Annotated in this window: 20 protein-coding genes; 7 read left to right on the top strand and 13 right to left on the bottom strand. The window is 36.8% G+C overall.

What is annotated here, in order from left to right:
- Positions 1-404: 404 nt before the first annotated feature.
- A complete protein-coding gene (locus ACNART_RS08050; protein ID WP_198626518.1) occupies positions 405-1337 on the top strand; it encodes a LysR family transcriptional regulator in 933 nt (310 codons plus the stop codon).
- Between the two features lie 57 nt (positions 1338-1394).
- On the opposite strand, the gene ACNART_RS08045 is transcribed toward ACNART_RS08050, so the two are convergent.
- The 3 genes from ACNART_RS08045 to cbpA all read right to left on the bottom strand — a co-directional run bounded on the left by ACNART_RS08045 (position 1395) and on the right by cbpA (position 4197).
- Positions 1395-2663, bottom strand: coding sequence for an amidohydrolase (locus ACNART_RS08045; RefSeq protein WP_349443339.1), 1269 nt, complete (start codon positions 2661-2663; stop codon positions 1395-1397).
- Between the two features lie 287 nt (positions 2664-2950).
- Positions 2951-3256 carry a chaperone modulator CbpM gene (cbpM, locus tag ACNART_RS08040; protein WP_023581369.1) on the bottom strand — a complete coding sequence of 102 codons (306 nt, stop codon included), beginning with the start codon at positions 3254-3256 and terminating at the stop codon, positions 2951-2953.
- A complete protein-coding gene (gene cbpA / locus ACNART_RS08035; protein WP_109372797.1) occupies positions 3256-4197 on the bottom strand; it encodes a curved DNA-binding protein in 942 nt (313 codons plus the stop codon). The genes cbpM and cbpA overlap by 1 nt, the downstream gene beginning before the upstream one ends.
- A gap of 370 nt (positions 4198-4567) precedes the next feature.
- Here cbpA and ACNART_RS08030 point away from each other — a divergent pair, with 370 nt between their 5' ends.
- Entirely contained in the window at positions 4568-4900 is a 333-nt protein-coding gene (locus tag ACNART_RS08030) for a DUF1971 domain-containing protein (protein ID WP_196533083.1), read from the top strand.
- 10 nt (positions 4901-4910) lie between these two features.
- Positions 4911-5249: a DUF1869 domain-containing protein gene (locus ACNART_RS08025; protein ID WP_198626516.1), complete on the top strand. Its 339-nt coding sequence runs from the start codon at positions 4911-4913 to the stop codon at positions 5247-5249.
- A 75-nt stretch (positions 5250-5324) separates the two neighbouring features.
- Here the strand turns inward: ACNART_RS08025 and ACNART_RS08020 are convergent, their stop codons facing one another.
- Complete coding sequence (locus ACNART_RS08020) at positions 5325-6197, bottom strand: LysR family transcriptional regulator (RefSeq protein WP_198632293.1); 873 nt, start codon at positions 6195-6197, stop codon at positions 5325-5327.
- 101 nt (positions 6198-6298) lie between these two features.
- On the opposite strand from ACNART_RS08020, the gene ACNART_RS08015 reads away from it, so the two are divergent.
- On the top strand, positions 6299-6751 hold the full coding sequence (locus ACNART_RS08015) for a multidrug/biocide efflux PACE transporter (RefSeq protein ID WP_416303519.1): 453 nt from the start codon (positions 6299-6301) through the stop codon (positions 6749-6751).
- Positions 6752-6878: 127 nt separating this feature from the next.
- On the opposite strand, the gene ACNART_RS08010 is transcribed toward ACNART_RS08015, so the two are convergent.
- Positions 6879-8006 carry an ABC transporter substrate-binding protein gene (locus tag ACNART_RS08010; RefSeq protein WP_198620685.1) on the bottom strand — a complete coding sequence of 376 codons (1128 nt, stop codon included), beginning with the start codon at positions 8004-8006 and terminating at the stop codon, positions 6879-6881.
- A gap of 767 nt (positions 8007-8773) precedes the next feature.
- Between ACNART_RS08010 and ACNART_RS08005 the strand changes: the two genes are divergently transcribed.
- The 3 genes from ACNART_RS08005 to ACNART_RS07995 all read left to right on the top strand — a co-directional run bounded on the left by ACNART_RS08005 (position 8774) and on the right by ACNART_RS07995 (position 9400).
- Positions 8774-8965: a hypothetical protein gene (locus ACNART_RS08005; protein WP_416303518.1), complete on the top strand. Its 192-nt coding sequence runs from the start codon at positions 8774-8776 to the stop codon at positions 8963-8965.
- A gap of 162 nt (positions 8966-9127) precedes the next feature.
- Positions 9128-9289: a YnfU family zinc-binding protein gene (locus tag ACNART_RS08000; protein WP_215534280.1), complete on the top strand. Its 162-nt coding sequence runs from the start codon at positions 9128-9130 to the stop codon at positions 9287-9289.
- Positions 9290-9301: 12 nt separating this feature from the next.
- Positions 9302-9400, top strand: a complete 99-nt coding sequence (locus ACNART_RS07995) for a DNA polymerase III subunit theta (RefSeq protein ID WP_226892316.1) — start codon at positions 9302-9304, stop codon at positions 9398-9400.
- Positions 9401-9561: 161 nt separating this feature from the next.
- Here the strand turns inward: ACNART_RS07995 and ACNART_RS07990 are convergent, their stop codons facing one another.
- The 8 genes from ACNART_RS07990 to ACNART_RS07955 are packed head-to-tail and all read right to left on the bottom strand — an operon-like array spanning position 9562 to position 17131.
- Positions 9562-10203, bottom strand: a complete 642-nt coding sequence (locus ACNART_RS07990) for a hypothetical protein (RefSeq protein WP_098943619.1) — start codon at positions 10201-10203, stop codon at positions 9562-9564.
- Positions 10200-10463 carry a hypothetical protein gene (locus ACNART_RS07985; RefSeq protein ID WP_088495928.1) on the bottom strand — a complete coding sequence of 88 codons (264 nt, stop codon included), beginning with the start codon at positions 10461-10463 and terminating at the stop codon, positions 10200-10202. The genes ACNART_RS07990 and ACNART_RS07985 overlap by 4 nt, the downstream gene beginning before the upstream one ends.
- Positions 10448-10699, bottom strand: a complete 252-nt coding sequence (locus tag ACNART_RS07980; protein WP_416303517.1) for a hypothetical protein — start codon at positions 10697-10699, stop codon at positions 10448-10450. The genes ACNART_RS07985 and ACNART_RS07980 overlap by 16 nt, the downstream gene beginning before the upstream one ends.
- Before the next feature lie 3 nt (positions 10700-10702).
- Complete coding sequence (locus tag ACNART_RS07975; protein ID WP_416303516.1) at positions 10703-14881, bottom strand: phage tail protein; 4179 nt, start codon at positions 14879-14881, stop codon at positions 10703-10705.
- The gene (locus ACNART_RS07970) at positions 14881-15447 is read right to left on the bottom strand and encodes a MoaD/ThiS family protein (RefSeq protein ID WP_416303515.1); all 567 of its coding nucleotides are present in this window, start codon (positions 15445-15447) and stop codon (positions 14881-14883) included. The genes ACNART_RS07975 and ACNART_RS07970 overlap by 1 nt, the downstream gene beginning before the upstream one ends.
- On the bottom strand, positions 15384-16103 hold the full coding sequence (locus ACNART_RS07965) for a C40 family peptidase (RefSeq protein ID WP_164530431.1): 720 nt from the start codon (positions 16101-16103) through the stop codon (positions 15384-15386). Before ACNART_RS07965 ends, ACNART_RS07970 begins: the two co-directional genes overlap by 64 nt.
- Before the next feature lie 3 nt (positions 16104-16106).
- Positions 16107-16805: a phage minor tail protein L gene (locus ACNART_RS07960; RefSeq protein ID WP_416303514.1), complete on the bottom strand. Its 699-nt coding sequence runs from the start codon at positions 16803-16805 to the stop codon at positions 16107-16109.
- Positions 16802-17131 carry a phage tail protein gene (locus tag ACNART_RS07955; protein ID WP_416303513.1) on the bottom strand — a complete coding sequence of 110 codons (330 nt, stop codon included), beginning with the start codon at positions 17129-17131 and terminating at the stop codon, positions 16802-16804. Before ACNART_RS07955 ends, ACNART_RS07960 begins: the two co-directional genes overlap by 4 nt.
- Positions 17132-17145: the final 14 nt, after the last annotated feature.

Below are 17145 nucleotides of genomic sequence, written 5' to 3'. Positions count from 1 at the left end.
CGTGATTTATATCTCAATGACCATTATATTTTAAAATAAAAACATTAATTATATGCATCATATTAATATTAATAAGATTTATTAAAAGATTCATTTAAAATACAAATAAAAAGAAAAATAATTTGTTATTAACAACCTTTTATTATGTGATTAAAAATTACGTTATTTATAAAAACAGTTTTTGATATTAAAGATAATAACGATATATTGCATACCATAACAACCTTTGTTAATTGTTTTATATTGCGATAAATAAAAGCATCTGTAATACCCTAACAAGAGGTTTTATATGAGTTATCCTTATCTTTTTGCTCTATAAATTTTCTATCATCGCTATTATTTAATAATCAACTTATTAACTGTATAATCTAACACAAGATAAACTGACTAAAACAAAAAACACAATGGCAATTAATATAAAAAGAACTTCTTGGTCAGGAGGATGGGCAACTTTACGTGACCTTGAAATTATACAAACCGTGATTGATCAGGGAAGTGTCACTAATGCAGCTGAGCAGCTAGGTATTTCTCAACCAGCGGTAAGCCAGACATTAAATCAGATCGAGAAACGTTGTGGTAAAAAGTTATTCACTCGTGAAAATAATAAATTAATACCAAACTCTGATGCCTTATTGCTTTATGAAGAAATCGCCAATATCGCTGAATCTTTCAGCCGATTAAGCCATTTTCATCATCAAGAAAAAAAACGGAGTCTAAGAATTCTAGTTCCACCAACATTAGCCTATGGTTTTATCAATCAGGTCACTGCTCTGTTTATCAAAACATATCAAATTAATGTCCACTTAGAAATATCTAGAAGTGAGCAACTACTTTCTTTAATTGCAAAAGAACAAGCTGATATTGTTATTACTGATAATATGACCATTAATAGCAATTATAATTTGATTCAAATTCCGATGAGAGAAACTCAAATTATTTGTGCAATCCCTAAAGCACATGAGCTATGCACAAAAAATATCATTACACCTGATGATTTACATGAACAATCTTTTATTGCTTTAGTTAAAAATAATATTGGCCGTACAGTTATTGATCGAGCACTCAATAAATCAAAATCTAAGCCCAATATTATTGCTGAAGTTTCTGATCAAAACACAGCAATGACATTTGTAAAAAATGGGTTAGGAGTGAGTTTAATTAATTCATTTCCTATTATTGAAACAGAAGATATTGTTTATCGAGAATTCACACCCACTATTACGAGTAATATCTTTTTTTTCACCTCGAAAAAAACCGAGCATGAGACACAGCTCTATATTGAGTTTATTAAAGAGCATCAACCAGAAGCCTCTTTATTTTCAACTCCAATTAAATAAACATTAAGGTCTTATTCTATGTAATATAGGTAAATAGAATAGACCTTCTTATTATTTTTACATATTAAGGATAGAGAGGATACCTTCAGTAAAAAGTGTTAAGCCGATGGAAAGTGCTTCTTCATCGATATCAAATTTTTCTTTATGATGCCCATCACTTTGGTCGGCACCCACCAAAAAGAATATCGCTTTTCCCCCTTTCTCTTGTACTCTTCTTACCATTAATGAAACATCCTCACTTCCCCCTAAAGGTAATGTGATATTGACTAATTCTGGGTGTGAATTAATAGCACCTTGCATGATGTTTATCATTTCCGGATCATTTCTGAAGTTTGTTGCTTCACCAGTAATTTCTATTTTTGTGTCTAATTGATAAGCAACTGCGGCAGCATCGACATATCTTTTTATATTATCAAACAAATATTGCGTTATTTCGGCATCTTGTCCTCGAACTTCTAATTGCATTTTCGCGGAACTAGGAATAAGGCTACGATTTTCACCCGCAATTAAAGTGCCAACATTCACTCTTGTCATACCTTTACCATGTCTTGGTATGGCTAATATTTCATTAACTAAAAAACATGCCCCAGCTAAAGCATTATTTCCTTTTTCAGGCTCATCCGTGGCATCAGAGGCTTTACCTTTTAAAGAAATATCTAATTTAGTAGTACAAAGGAAATCAAAAGGATCGAGTGCTATTTCACCTTTTTTCAAATTACATCCAATATGCATCCCCATAAAATAATCGGTATCATCTAATATTCCACTATCACTGATTGCTCTTGCACCTCTCACTCCTTCTTCTGCGGGTTGGAATATTAATTTATATTTCCCACGTAAAGCGTGAATATTCTGTTTTAACCAATGTGCTAAGCCAAGTCCTACCGCAGTGTGCCCATCATGACCACATGCATGCATTAATCCAGAGCGACATGAAGCAAATCCCTGCTTATTAGGTAGATGAGAATCATCATTTGACTCTTGGACATAAACACAATCAATATCGAAACGAAAAGTAAATGTAGGCCCCGGAATTTCTGTATCAATAATTGCCATACACCCTGTTAAACCATCCATTTCAACTAATAACTCGGTGCTGATCCCTTTTTCTTCAGCTATTTTAATAGCTTCATTAACTAATTTTTCATCTCTACCTAAAATGCTTTCTCGACAAATAATATGAGGCCCCGTTTTTACCTCAATATTCATCTCTCTCAATATGCTGATGATCGTGCCTGTCGTTACAAATTCAGTCCAGCCAATTTCTGGAAACTGGTGAAACGTTCTACGCCATTCTATTAATTTATTGGTTTGGATCGACTTCATTATTTTTCCCTTACGAAAGATAAATATCTTATGAAAAAGGCAGTATTCAATAATTTTTTTATTATGATAATAATAACCTAATGATTATGGGTATATGTGTGATCACATCGCTATTTTGTTCATTTATATAGCATGGTAGTTTTAGAAATTAGAGAAGGCCACGGAGGGAAAATAATTATTAAAATCAATAAATAAAGTGTTTTAAAGTAGTGAGTTAACAATAAAACTGTGGCATAAAAATAGCCACTAAAAATCTTTAACTCATTTAGTGGCTATTTTATTGATCTTTATTCATTTATAAAACGCATTAACTGCTGACGTAATTGCTTATTTTCTTGTTTTAACTGTTCATTTTCATCTAATAAAGTCAGTGCTATGGCGATACCATGCCAATCTAATGCGAGTTCTTTATGAAGTTTTAATGCACGATGTGTCACCACAATAGCATTATCATCGAAAAACCACTCCTGAGTTTCAATTTCTAGCGGTTCGATCACACCAAGTGCTACAAACTCTTTGAGCTCATCATTTGATATTCCCGTATGATGACAAAACTCAGTGACAGTAAATACTGTTGTTGTTAATTGACCCATTATTTATTCTCCCAGTCTTTACGTGGATTATAATCGGTCTGGCTATCTGCAATTTGTTGCCATAATTCGCGTATCTTTTCATCGGGTTTAGGTGGCATCACAATTTTTAAAATTGCATATAAATCACCGCTGACCTTTTTGCTAACTAACCCTTTTCCCTTAATACGTAGCTTTTGTCCTGCCTGACTTCCCGCCGGAATAGTTAACAAGATTTTTTCTTTTATTGTAGGTATAGGAATTTTTGCACCTAATGCAGCTTCCCAAGGAGCTACAGGAACAACTATTTCTAAATCATGGCCTTTAATATCAAATAGAGGATGAGGTGCAATACGAATAGTTAACCATAAATCACCATTTTCGCCTCCATTTTCACCCGAAGTACCTTGCCCTTTTAAGCGAATACGTTGCCCATCAATAACACCTGCGGGAATTTTAACATTCAGTGTTTTAGGAATTTCTTTTTCCAAAATACCGAAGACATTATAAACAGGTAAGTGGTAACTTATTGTGCGCTTATGCTCTTCCTGTGATTCTTCCAGAAAAACAGCTAATTCTATTTCTAAATCATGCCCACGCTGTTTAGGCGCCTGTTGAGCTCGACGGCCTTCAAAGGGAGAATGTTGACCAAAAAATGAAGCATAAAAATCGTCAAAATCTTCTTGGTTAAAACGTTCTTGATTTGTATTTGATTGCTGTTGCGTAAATTGTCTAAATTTAGGATCGTTGCGATGTGCCCAAAGTTCATCGTATTCTGCTCTACGTTGCTCATCACCTAATATTTCCCATGCTTGAGCAATTTCTTTAAAACGCTCTTCTGCATCAGGCTCTTTACTCACGTCAGGATGATATTTTTTTGCTAAACGACGATAAGCTGTCTTAATCGTTTTAATATCATCCGTAGATTTAACACCCATAATGGCGTAATAATCCTTTAATTCCATAGTGATATCTCAATTATGTTAAATAATGAATTAAATATTAATATCCTAGACTTGATCAATTATAGAACAAAGAAACTATGTTGATGAGTAAATTCCCACGAAAAACCGTGTTTTCAGCCTAAAAAATAGGCTTGAAATAAAAAATAGTTTAAATATTAAAAATTAATTTAACAAAATAAAACAATATCTTAGATAAAAAATGAATAATATCGTTGTATATTCTTATTAAATTGCATTTGAAACACCTCATTATAAGAGGTAGATTTTATTTAACGCATAATAATTTACTACGTTATCAACTGCGATTTTTCTTTTTAATCAAGATAAAAAGTATAAAAATCAATCTATTCACGTTTTCTAGGGCGGTAAAATGGAAAGAATTATTATCCCTACTCACTATATTCATGTACGTGCTACGCCACTTTGGACGAAAGACACTGCCCCTAAATCAATTTGGGAAAGACATTTAGATAAAGGAACTCGCCAAGGGGTTTATCCTAAATTATCGGTCATGCAAGGTACGATTATTTATTACGCCTATGCAGATGAATTCAGCCCTGAGCCAACAGAAACTCTAGTGATTAATGCCGGTGAATTTGGTGTATTTCCACCAGAGACGTGGCACAAAATAGAAGCTAAAACTCAAGATACTGTTTTTAACGTCGATTTTTATGTCGATCCTAAAATACTTGCTGAAGGTTAAAAGGTTGATTATGGAAAATGAAAACAAAGGCTATTTATTAGAATTGATTAGTGCTGATGGCCGAAATAAATCCCAAAAAATCTTTCTTAATCCTAAAATTCTGTATATTCCAGATGTTGCAACTCAAGAAGTTTTACTCTTAGTTGATGAGTTAAAAAGTAAAGTAAATATTGATTCACAAGAACTTACCTTAGCATTAACAAATAAAAATAATGGTGTTTCTGTCAATAAAGAAAGCTTTTGGGCTGATTTATTAGATGCCGAGATGTCGAGCCTAATGGTAAAAGATCTTATCAATATTGTACGTGGTTATGATATGGATGAAGAAACAAATGTCTGTGGTTGGTAAGTCAATATTATTAAGATAATAATGAACTAATATCACCTTCATTATTGCTAATGAAGGTGATTGATTCCCTAATTTTTATCGAGAAGACTGAATATTATTTTTCAACAATTTATCAATCATCCAATATCCTGCTTTTCCTGGTGGATTATTTCTCGACCAAACTAAATCGATATCTATTTTTTTCGGAAACTGGTCATAATTCAGACTGACTAGTAAGTCATGCCCAAATTGCTCAACTAACCAAGTGGGTAATATTGCCCATCCCATTTCTTGCTCTGCCATTTCAAGTATCAATAAATAGTTAGGTGCCAGCCAATTTTTTTCACTATTGATGACAAATTGAGCACGACTACTTAGCCGTAATTGACGATGCATGGTTAAATGTTGATAGCTAATTTGCTTTTCTTTCGCAAGTGGGTGAGTTTTATGTGCATATAATCCTAACTCACCACTTACGGGTAAACGGGCAAAAGCAATATCGGCTGGATATTCTATTCGTGATTCCATCATACCGATATGTGCCTGATTATTTTGTAGCATATTAATGACATCATCATTTTCAGCGACAAGAAACTCAAACTCAATATGAGGAAATTCTTTATCTAGAATTTTTAAGAGTTGCTCAGAATAAGGGGGTTGATACATATCAGAAAAAACGCAACTTAAACGAGGCTCCATTTCTGGTGATAGCTCTATTCTTAATGCTTGTAATCGTTCATCTGCCGCTAATATATCTTCAACTAAGCTTAGTACCTTTTGCCCTGCAAAGGTTAGCGTTGATTCTCTCCCCTTTCGTTCAAATAACTCAAAGCCCATATCATCTTCAAATCCTGTAATTGTGCTACTCACTGTAGACTGACTTTTATTTAATTTTCGAGCAGCAGCAGAAAATGATTTCAGTGATGCGGCTTCAACAAATGTACGCAAAGTTTCTATGGAATAGTTCATTATGGTATCGGTTTTTTCGATGGCTCCTATTTTGTATATATACAAAAAATCACTAATAATTGCATCTGTTTTTTTGCTAACCAATTAATTTGAGGTGGGATATGAGCCAATATCAAAAAACATTTACTGAGCGCGTTTTTCACGCTGTTTCATTTGAAGTGATAGCCATCACAATAACAGCGCCACTTAGTGCATGGATTTTGGGTCGCTCAATTTTTCAAATGGGAACCGTTGCTATTGTTTTATCAACATTAGCTATGTTATTGAATTTATTTTATAACATGATTTTTGACCGCTATTGGCCTTTAATCAAAGGCTCAAGACCAACAAAAATACGAGTCATGCATGCCATTGGATTTGAATTAAGTTTTGTGATCATTGGTTTACCAATATTGGCATTTTTATTAAATATGTCACTGTGGAACGCATTCTTATTGGAAGTCGGCTTCTTTGCCTTTTTCCTTTTTTATACATATGCATTTAATCTTAGTTACGATAAATTGCGTGAAAATTGGTTTAATCGTAAAGAGAAACGCATTATTGCACGTCAATAATTACTCGAAAACACCTTTTGAGCTATCATTAGGTGTTTTTTATCACGAATCAAAAGTAGATACTCTGATTGTTCGAAATGTAAATGAAGATAGAAAGCCCTTAAAAAAAGGGCTATAACTTGAATTTTTATTTATCTGCTTTTGCTGCCCAAAGAAATTCAGCGTTGGGTAATGTGGTATATTTTTCTATTATCTCTTTATAAGTATTTTCTGGCTTTAATTCAGCAAATTGTTCAGGATAAATAAAGGTTGCTAAATACTCTAAGCCAACGATGTTATATGGATGATTATAGAAATTATGATATATACCATATAATCGTTCATTTTTAACCGCAGTGATTTGATTAAATCCAATTCGACTCTTCAATCGTTTGAAACCTTCTTGAGCCTCTTTGTTAGATACCCCATAACCAAATGGTGCAGAAATATTATTTTTATTAATCCAGCGAGATCCCGTTACAATATATACATCAGGTTTAGTGCTAATAACTTGTTCTAAAGAAATAACACCCGAGGCTCCTGGTAAGAAATGACTACCAATATTGTCACCACCAACAGCTTGAATCAAACCACCCCAACCTGCATTATTATGTGTAAAGCAGCACCCATCACCATTAGCTCCAGCCTTTGCTTCTACAAATACACTTGGTTTATTTTTAATTTCTTGAGTTTTATTTTTAATATTATCTAGGTGTTGTTGATAAAAATCTGTATATTCTTTAGCTTCATTCTCTTTATTTAAAATGATACCAAGAAGTTCAACACTTTCTTTCGTATTTTTGACTGGCTCTAAGAAAGTATCAACATAAATAATAGGAATATTGGCCTCTTTTAAAATACTGACAACACCTGATCCTTCTAATGCGGGTTTTGCTCTTAGTTGAGCAATCAGAACATCAGGCTGTTGCGCAATAACTTGCTCTGCATTAACCTCACCTTTGTCATTAAACCCCATATCAGGGATTGCATTTATATTAGATTTCCATTTCTGTTCTAATAAAGAAACTGTCTGTGGGTCCGATTTTTTTAGATTATTATTCCATGCTACAACCCTTTCAAACGGATTATTTCTATCAAGCAAAGCTAGCGTTAAAATATCTCTACCATCTTGTAATATAATGCGTTTTGGTTCATGTTTTAACGTTATTTTTTGCCCATCTGTATCAGTAATAGTAACTGGATATGTTGTAGCTGATGCGGTAAAAGGAAGTAATGCTGAAAGAGATATTGCTAGCAGGTGATATTTATTTTTCATAGTATACTCTCCATAATAGAGAGTTAATGCTAACAATTATCATTAACATCATCAATAAGAAATCATCTTTATCTGACTATTAAATGAATTAGCCTTAATAGAGCGGCATCTAAGTTTGTTATAAAACAAAGGTCACGGAACATTATAATAAGGGTAGCAAGTGATGAATGATATATCATACACGCAGAAATTTAGCTGACTATTTCAGTTAGATCTTCTAAAGCTTTTAGCATCTTATTACCCATTTTGGTTTTACCAACAATGGTGGTTCTTTCAAGAGACTTCAGGAGACAATGATTTAGTACGAAGGTTTGATTTTACTGGAATTGGGAGACTTCAGGAGACGCTAGGAGATATTGAAATGGCGGAGGAGGAGAGAACAAAATAAATAGGTTAACACACTGATTTATATAAAAATAAACATACAAATAAATTTTCATACCCCCATAAATACCCCTTTTGGATTTTTAGAGGTTATTTTTAGATAAGACATGAATGCAAAAAAAAGAAAGGTGATACTTTTATACCACCTCCTCATTTTTAATTCCACCTATCCAAAAACTAGCTGGAGCTGTTATGAACCTCATGAAGCTAATCCAGAAAGAAAAAAAGATAATGGAATTATTTAAGCCTGATAATTTTGCATGAGTAGCTGGCGAAATAGGCGCCCCTCCTTTTGAGGTTTCTGGTGTAGCTTAATGCTTAAAGGATAGGATTCTTTTAACAAGAAAAGTATTCTCGAATCTACTCGCAGAACATTAGATAGCATGGTTAAAGATGGCTTGTTAGAAAAAATATCTAGCTATGAGAGACGACAAAACAAACACCAAGGCTCAAGTAGCTCTCCTGGTGTTCGTTGTGTCGTTAGTCGATATGGCTTATGTGGAAAGTGTCGTCTTGTGAAATGCGAAGATGACGGAGAGGATTTTATTGAAGATGAGTGTGTGGTAGTTGGCTAACCAACAGGCAGTTTCTGGCACCTTAAATACTCAAACGTACTTGCTGTGCTTTATCATGTGGTGTAATAAAAATTGTCACCACAAATAAAAGAACAAAAATTGAGCAATTAAATACAAAGTAGCGTACACTGAATCACGATATCCCTATAATGGGTGAAAGATATGAAAGCTTTTAATGTGATAAGAATGTTTCAAGACGCACTAGTAGAAGTTACCTGCCCAAGCTGTTCTTACGTAGCTAAACAAAACAAACACAAACTTAAGAAAAACCTAATCTTATTATGCCCTAATTGTGGCTACATGTTTTATTTCAATAAAATATAAACACCACGCAATATGCCCGTTGTTGCCGTGGAAGTTGAACGACAACAACCAGCACATCTGCGCGAGTATTTTAACGAACGATTGGCATTTTATCGTGAGAGAGGCAAGTAGTTGCCTGATGGGAGTTCGGTGCAGTATTTGAAAACAGAGTAGAGCCGATGCTCGATAGAACCGACTGATTTATATAATCAATTAGTTATAAATTTCTGGAGTCTTATTGGTGTCCTGATTTTTTCTCTTACACTTATTGATAAAACATCATACAGACAATTTCACCCACCATACTCACTTACATCAATATAAAAATACTGCTTTCCTAGTGAGGTTGTTGACATCTGTCCGGCTACTATCATGGAATGAGGAATAATACGATTACCTCGTCCACAAAGAGTTACCCTAATTGTTTTTCCTCCCATCGAATCCATCATCCCAATATGCCCAATTGTTGTAATTAATACTGCACAGGGAAAACCGACATCCACGCCACTCCAATTATTTCCTGTGAGTACAAAATTATTTCCCTCTAATAAATTAAGCGGTCTTTGGCTTGAAGCGTGTGTAATAGCACCTTTATGATAGATTTGAATCCCCCATTTTTGAGGATGAAGTGAAATATGATAAGAAGACTTCACAAATACATAAAGCTCATATTCTGCTGAATTGCCTTGAATAGTATCGATTAAATTCACACACCACGCATTATTTTCATAAATTACTTCAGATAATCCACCTAATGATGGATTAGAGGAATTAAGAACTCGAATAAAAATAAGTGGCACTGCGTTATTATTACCCTCGATAATTTTAATTAGTCCCGGCTTAGTTTTTATCTTCTTTAAAAATACGGCTGATTCATAGGGTGTTAATTCTTCGGTAATGCCCTGATTAAAAAATAATGCACCATATTTACTCATTTAATTAGTACCATAATAATTCCATTAATCGATTGACTACCGCGTAGAGAATTCCACGAAATTTTATTATTCTCGACTCTAACAGTGAAATAAGATCCTCGATTTCTAGCTACAATATAGGCGGCCAATGACCGCCCTTTAGGAATATTATTATAAGTTTTACTGCCATTCTGATTGACCGCTATTTGGTCAAAAATAAACGAACGCCCAGTAATTTTTATTGGCTTTCCTTTTTCATATATTTCTATTCCCCACGACATGAGAAATCCTCTACGGCATCAGGAGATACCCATCCTCCTAAGAAATTAAATCCTAATTGAGGTACAGCATGATAAAGAGGCCCATTAATGGTTTCTCTCTTTTTATCAAACTTCACCAATACAGGTTGTTGATAGTGAAAAGTTTTTATTTGGTAAACACCTTGGCAATCGACTTTTTTATATCCAGAGGTACACCCTGACAATAATAATGCTGTAATTAAAATAATAAACTTCATACGCTACCCTAAATAACCTATTTTTGCCGCTAACTGATTGTTTTCATCGTAAACATAAATAGTATTATTTGTGATCACTAACCGCCCTTTTGTTCCTCCTGAGTTAATATCTAATCGTCCACGAAATACTGCATCATTTAATTCCACATTCCCTGTTGTGGCATCAATATTAAATCCTTTCTTGCCGGCTAAATAATTGGTGGATGTGATTTTTTTACCTACTGATAATTTATCAATAGTGGCCTTGCTAAATAACGCATCATTGAAAAAAGCTTGTCCATTTTGGATCACAAAAGGTGTCACCACTTTGCCGTTTAATGACGATATCACTGCAAAGTTTTGGGCATTGACCAGAAATTGGCTATTTCCTTGTGCATTAAACCCTAAGCCAATGCCGGTAATGACTTTATTCCCTTTGCTATCCTGCTGAACTTTCATTGTCCATGATGCCGAAATTTTGCCATTTATGTCTGTGACCACTTTCGAAGTTTGTTCGATTTTGGCTGAACTTGTACCCACTTGGCTTTCTAAGCGAGTCACTTGTTGGGCGGTAGAGGTCACCGTCTCTGAAACCTCGGTCACTTTGGTTTCGAGTTGACTTACCGCATTCGCCGTTGCATTGGCTTTCTGTTCGCTGGACTTAGGTACTTCATTCGCCACAAACCCTTTTGGTGCTACTGATTGTTTGTTATTGGTATAAGTGCTGGTAATGATTTGATGGTTAACACTTTTATGCTTAGTGAGTTGGTATTTAGCCCCTCCTCGCAAATAGATATATTCCACAGAACCATTCGTTAATTGAGCTGGTCCCATCACAGGGGATTGATTTGTCCATCGCCAATCAAAATTATCAATGATGCGGTTTTCAGACTGAGTTCCCCATCCAGAACCACTCACTTGCCATTCCACAATCATGGCAAAGCCTTTGGTGCTGTGAGTGGCATAGCTGGGTTTATTGTCTGAATATTGCCCTAAAGTTCTAAAGACCTTAAAGGCATAACGACGAGAGGTCGCTAATGGCAAAATCACCGGATAATAGGTGTTTTCATTGAGTGTTGATAAATCTAAATCCACCACCACAGATCCCGTTAAATCGGCTTTTACCGTCTCTAATTTGCTGGATAACGCTTGTACTTGAGAGGTTGCGGAGGTGACTTTGCCATCGAGATTAGACACATGCGTATTTAACGCATTGACCACGCTACTGTCGGCTTTCCCCTTCAGTGTTGAACTGAGGGCTGAAATATCTTTCGATTGTGCTTGCTGTTTCGAGGTAAGGGTTTCTAATGATTGATTAATCGCAGAAACATTTCCATTCATCCGAGTTTCCAGCGATTGTCTGGCATTTGCTTCCGCTTGATCGCCCGAGACTCGCGCTTGCTTCTCAGCGGAAATGAGTCCTGCGGTCACTTTCGATAAATCATTGCCAGTATAATCACCACGAAGTTGAGTGGCTAAGGATTGCCGTTGTTGTGCTTCGGTTTGATCACCCTCAATACGTGCTTGTTGCTCTTGTTTAATTGCGGCGGCCTGTGCTTCTGTTGCCGTTGAAACTTGATTTATCCGCTCAGCCAGTAATTTTTCTGCCTCCTCCCGTTTTTTTTCACTTTCTTCAATCGTCGCGCCTTGCCTCATTGACTCTTCTAAAAGCTTATCGTGATTTATCCTCATTAACTCATGTAATTCAGTAATATCGATTTGGTTAGCTTTACTGTTAATTTCACCCAATAGGTCTTGCGCGAGTTGATCTCGACTAATTTGCCCCGCTAATTCATCAAGGATAGCTTCGGTATTGTCATCAGCCTGACCTTTCACCTCCACAAAATGAGACTTTCCATATTCATTGACACTTCTCACATAAAACCAGTAATCATGACCTGCCTTTAGCTGTCCTTTAGTCCAGAATTTAGCTCTACCTAAAAAATCAGCCTTTGACTCTATTTCATTGATATTATCTATTCTGTTTTCACCAGAAAACCAGAACTCAAACTCAGTATTTAGAGTGTGTGGTACAGAGATATGTGGGATCAGCTTTATTTCAAAAAAGCCAGACTCAACCGTGATTGAACTCGGTGCACTTGGTGCGCCAATGAGCATTTGAACTTTTGTTTCGTTACCAAGCATTCCATTAGCGTCTTTACCTCTCACCCCAACAAGATAATCCCCCGCGTCAAGACCGTTGAAGTAGTATTCTAGATCAGTGGTATTTCCAGTAGATACAACCTTGCTGTTTTTATAAAGAGTGACATTAAATGAAATATTTCTATTAATGGTTGTTGTTACCCACATAGCCCTAGCCTGAACTTGAGGGCTATCATTAACATAAGCGATAGAAAGGCGCTCTATGTTAGGAATACGAACAACATTCTGTGTTGGAGGATTTCCAGTAAAATCAACGCCGCTATCAACAATGCGTTCCTTTTGTGGCGCATGCTGAACACAGTTGTATAAGTAATTTCCATCATTATCTTCCGAAATAGAAATTACCCTAAATAATCTGGTCGTTAACGTGCTCTTTGAAATGGAAAATACACCATACTGCTTCAATCCATGTGGTTTTTCACGTAAAGTAACAATATCACCATCAATAGATTGAATTTCTATTTTTACGAATTTACCTGCTACTCCTAAAAATGAGAAAGTGCCTTTATCATCATATTTCCACTCAATAGGCGCATCGATAATAATAGTACGAGCATTGACTGATAGAACTCGTCCTCCTACCTTCACCCCTGCAAAACTGTCATCTGCAACTTCAATAATATCGCCAGAGATACAGTTGATCCCCTCACGTCCGGTTGTAAAGGTAACGCTATCTTTCTCCAGCTTTTCTGTTTGTAATATCCATTTACCCACTCTGTGAGCCTGCCCGCGACTAGTACAGCCAAAAGCAGTGACTTTCTTGACATTTACACCGCCAAATCGCTGAATAAGGTCATCATCTTGGATAAATTCTCTTTCTTCACTCCATCCATTACTCGGATTTACCCATGACACCTCAATAGCATTGTGTCGTGCTGATTTCGCTGTTGATGTATATTTAAATTTGCCATCAATAACGTTTGAATTTGTATACGTCCATACTGGATCGGATGGTCTATCTTGAAAGCACGTTAATTGTTGTCCATCCCATAAAGGCATACCGCGAAATACAGACGCCAAATCATCAAGCACTTCTTTAGCTTTTCGTTGAGAGGTTATGTAGGCATTGAAAGTAAAACGAGGCTCTTTGTTGCCAAACCCATCATCAACCAATTCATCACAGTAACGAGCAATGGCATATAGCGCGAATTTATCAACGCCAAACGAACCGATCATCTCTCCTATGCCGTATCGTTCATTAGTAACCAAATCGTAAAAAACCCATGCGGGATTATTAGTCCATGCAGGCTTGAAGCGACCCGTCCAAATCCCTGTGTAAGTGCGCGTTTCTGGATCATAGTTATCAGGAACTTGGATAATCATTCCTTTTATATGATAGGTGCGATTGGGTGTATCACCGTATTGGGATTTATCAATTTTCATCCCGACAACAGCAGAATTAGGATAAGAAAATTTAGCGTCAGTTATTTCTGTGTAACTCGCCCATACTGTGCCATTCTTCAGCAAATCACTCTTACTGTCTTCAGTTGTACGAGAAACCCTGATTTGAAATGGTTTTTTCTTAGGCGCATCGATGATATATGATTCTAAATATTGACCGCTAATTTTACCGGTGATTCTTGCTGTTTCTGCATGTACCCAACCAGAACCCTCATTAACTTCAATAAGCATTTCCACCGTAGCATCGTACTGATTTCCCTTATCATCTTGACTAACAAGGGCAGAGACACCCAAAGTAAATCTAACGCGGTCAGTTTCCTGATCGGAAATAGTGCGCAAGATTGGTGTATTTTTTTTCACCTCAACATTAACGGGTATTTCTTTCTCTACAAAAGGAAAACCATCTAAAGGCGCTTGTGTCGGTGTTCCTGCTCGCCACTGAACCTCAACACCATGAATGTTCGGATTGCCATCTTCATCTACAACAGGCGTACCATTCAATAAAAAACCTGACATACCACCAACAGGGCCTTCTATTGGCCCTTCGGAAACCAAATCAATGACATTAAGAAATTGTTTATTTTTTAAGTTGTCATCAAGCAATCTCGGAGTACTTCCTCCGCCACCACCTTTCCCCATTAAACAGTCTCCAAACCTTGTGATATTACATTTGAACCCACGACCATCTCGCCATAACAGATAGGAACGGGATAACCTTGTCCGACTCTATTTGAGAGTGAACTAAAATACTGGTTACTTTCAGAGTTTCGCCCCTCTATGCTCGGTGCCGGAGGTGTTTTGGTTAACATGGTTGCTAGCCCTGCCGCAGCCACACCTACGCCCGCAGCAAATAATGCTGTCGATGTCATTGTTGCCAGAAATCCGCCCGGTATTAAAAACGATGCACCAATTAAAGCTGCTCCACCAATAATGCCTAGCCACCCACCGGATTTAGCACCACCAATAACAGGAACGATCGTAATAACATCACCTTCATTTAATGGCGTACTTAATCCCGCAGAAATACCATCCACCGTCATATCATTGCCTGCTATTCGAACGCGAAACTGACCTTGATTAATCTCTTTTTTCAACCCATCAATTTGATAGCAAAGACAGCGTAAGGCCTCACCAGCATTGCTTACCTCAAGCTCGAACCTGCGTCCAAATCGGCGTAAATAGCCTGCAAACTGTAATTTGACCATTGCTTATGCCTCCAAATGCTGTGAGTGTATTTGAACCAGTAGCCACCGTAAGTATCTCGCTTACTCAATCTGTCTGGTCTGTGATGCAATATCTCTTGATTTCCTAAGTACAAAGCGGCATGGCAAGGTTTTGAAGTGCCTAAGCAAATCAATATCATGTCGCCTTCTTGAGCTTCATCAACTTGATAGAAACCCTGTTTAACTGTGTTATCTAAATAGAGATTTTGCTCTGTGTACCACCATTCATCAGGGCGAATAAAATCATCTAACTGAATGCCTGAAAGGTGATAGGCGTCGCGTATAATGGAGTAACAATCCTGCTCACCATGCTTAAACTCTCTACCTAATAGTGGTGCTATTGGTCTGAACTTGTGGATCACACCATCACATACCAACCACCACGGTAGATTTGTTTTCCTTTGCATTGCTCTATCGCCAGAACTCAAGAAAGGTTTTCCGTCAGGATGACTATGAACAATAACTTTGACGTCTGAATAACACTCTGCCGTCATCCAATCGTTTGGGTTTATTTCAAAATAGTTTAGTGGATCGGGGTGTATATTCCCGCAAGGAAAATACTTGTCGCCAGAAATTAAACCACACGACTCCCTCACTCCTTCCGCTTTCGCGTGAGCGATAATGTCTTTCTCAATCATGGATTAACCTAATTTATTTGAACCCAAAAACCCGCCGAATGGCATGACAGATTTAAATCTGAGTTTGCACCCACTGTATTTATGAGAGCATTTATCTTTAAGGGGATCAGTTGTTGGCTGGTCTTTTTCATCTGCAACGGGCGAGCCGTCATACCCACAGTCACTGCTTCGGTATCGCCATGAGCAAATATCAGCCTGAATCATCCGTCTAGGTATCAGCGCGTTATCGGTTTCCATTGGAAGCGCTAATATGTAAGTCACAAAATCAGAATCTGAGCTTTCCCGTTGCTCGATAACATACTTCTGAACAACTTCTCTTGTTGGATCTGCTTGTGGGTTTCCGTTGGGAAAATTAACAGCATCAAGATATTGCTCTAAAACCTGCCTGCGAGTAACGATAGCACCTAGCGCATCATCGTAGTCGTTGTTAATAGCAGTTAACATCCCGTCAAAGTTAGCGAATGTCATTTTAGGTCTATCTGACGCCCCCTGCGCAGTTACACTAAATCCTGTAACTTGAACAGGATAAGGCTCATAGCGTAAACCTTGCCAGATGATAGGTTTTAATAATCCATTCATGCCGTCATGAAACCGGTAAATATCCCCCCCAAAACGGCTTAAATCGACCTCATATAGATCTAACATTGCATTTTGCTGTAAGTCTGCAACGTCTATGCGCATCGCTTGAGGTATATCTCTCATGCAACAACCTCCTCAAATGTGCAATCTATCTGCCATACTGATGTTCTCGGCGTCACCTGCCAGCCTCGGCAAACAAATTTACGCTTAGAGTTATCATCACTGGTTAGCCATAAGAATGATTCAACCGCACCGCGCGCCTTAAGAAACTCATCAATCTGCTTACCTATGTCAGCATGTTTAATAAATGAAAGTTGATAGATCTTTAATTGGTTGTTGATCCCGTCTTTAACTCGTTGTTCGTAACCGTTACCAAACTTAGCCACCTTCACCTTAGGCTCATAACTCACTTGATAAGCTGTTTCTGGTCGCCATTTAAACTCTTCCATTGGTTACTCCAATA

Origin of the sequence: Proteus sp. LHD240705 (assembly GCF_047921555.1) — a bacterium.
GTDB lineage: Bacteria > Pseudomonadota > Gammaproteobacteria > Enterobacterales > Enterobacteriaceae > Proteus.
Note: the sequence above shows the minus strand (reverse complement) of the source record. Positions and strands in the feature narration are given on the sequence as shown.

Bases quoted from the DNA above. Each gene is read 5' to 3' on its own strand.
- ACNART_RS08050 (WP_198626518.1), top strand. From the start codon at position 405: ATGGCAATTAATATAAAAAGAACTTCTTGGTCAGGAGGATGGGCAACT.
- ACNART_RS08045 (WP_349443339.1), bottom strand. From the start codon at position 2,663: ATGAAGTCGATCCAAACCAATAAATTAATAGAATGGCGTAGAACGTTT.
- cbpM (WP_023581369.1), bottom strand. From the start codon at position 3,256: ATGGGTCAATTAACAACAACAGTATTTACTGTCACTGAGTTTTGTCAT.
- cbpA (WP_109372797.1), bottom strand. From the start codon at position 4,197: ATGGAATTAAAGGATTATTACGCCATTATGGGTGTTAAATCTACGGAT.
- ACNART_RS08030 (WP_196533083.1), top strand. From the start codon at position 4,568: ATGGAAAGAATTATTATCCCTACTCACTATATTCATGTACGTGCTACG.
- ACNART_RS08025 (WP_198626516.1), top strand. From the start codon at position 4,911: ATGGAAAATGAAAACAAAGGCTATTTATTAGAATTGATTAGTGCTGAT.
- ACNART_RS08020 (WP_198632293.1), bottom strand. From the start codon at position 6,197: ATGAACTATTCCATAGAAACTTTGCGTACATTTGTTGAAGCCGCATCA.
- ACNART_RS08015 (WP_416303519.1), top strand. From the start codon at position 6,299: ATGAGCCAATATCAAAAAACATTTACTGAGCGCGTTTTTCACGCTGTT.
- ACNART_RS08010 (WP_198620685.1), bottom strand. From the start codon at position 8,006: ATGAAAAATAAATATCACCTGCTAGCAATATCTCTTTCAGCATTACTT.
- ACNART_RS08005 (WP_416303518.1), top strand. From the start codon at position 8,774: ATGGTTAAAGATGGCTTGTTAGAAAAAATATCTAGCTATGAGAGACGA.
- ACNART_RS08000 (WP_215534280.1), top strand. From the start codon at position 9,128: ATGAAAGCTTTTAATGTGATAAGAATGTTTCAAGACGCACTAGTAGAA.
- ACNART_RS07995 (WP_226892316.1), top strand. From the start codon at position 9,302: ATGCCCGTTGTTGCCGTGGAAGTTGAACGACAACAACCAGCACATCTG.
- ACNART_RS07990 (WP_098943619.1), bottom strand. From the start codon at position 10,203: ATGAGTAAATATGGTGCATTATTTTTTAATCAGGGCATTACCGAAGAA.
- ACNART_RS07985 (WP_088495928.1), bottom strand. From the start codon at position 10,463: ATGTCGTGGGGAATAGAAATATATGAAAAAGGAAAGCCAATAAAAATT.
- ACNART_RS07980 (WP_416303517.1), bottom strand. From the start codon at position 10,699: ATGAAGTTTATTATTTTAATTACAGCATTATTATTGTCAGGGTGTACC.
- ACNART_RS07975 (WP_416303516.1), bottom strand. From the start codon at position 14,881: ATGGGGAAAGGTGGTGGCGGAGGAAGTACTCCGAGATTGCTTGATGAC.
- ACNART_RS07970 (WP_416303515.1), bottom strand. From the start codon at position 15,447: ATGGTCAAATTACAGTTTGCAGGCTATTTACGCCGATTTGGACGCAGG.
- ACNART_RS07965 (WP_164530431.1), bottom strand. From the start codon at position 16,103: ATGATTGAGAAAGACATTATCGCTCACGCGAAAGCGGAAGGAGTGAGG.
- ACNART_RS07960 (WP_416303514.1), bottom strand. From the start codon at position 16,805: ATGAGAGATATACCTCAAGCGATGCGCATAGACGTTGCAGACTTACAG.
- ACNART_RS07955 (WP_416303513.1), bottom strand. From the start codon at position 17,131: ATGGAAGAGTTTAAATGGCGACCAGAAACAGCTTATCAAGTGAGTTAT.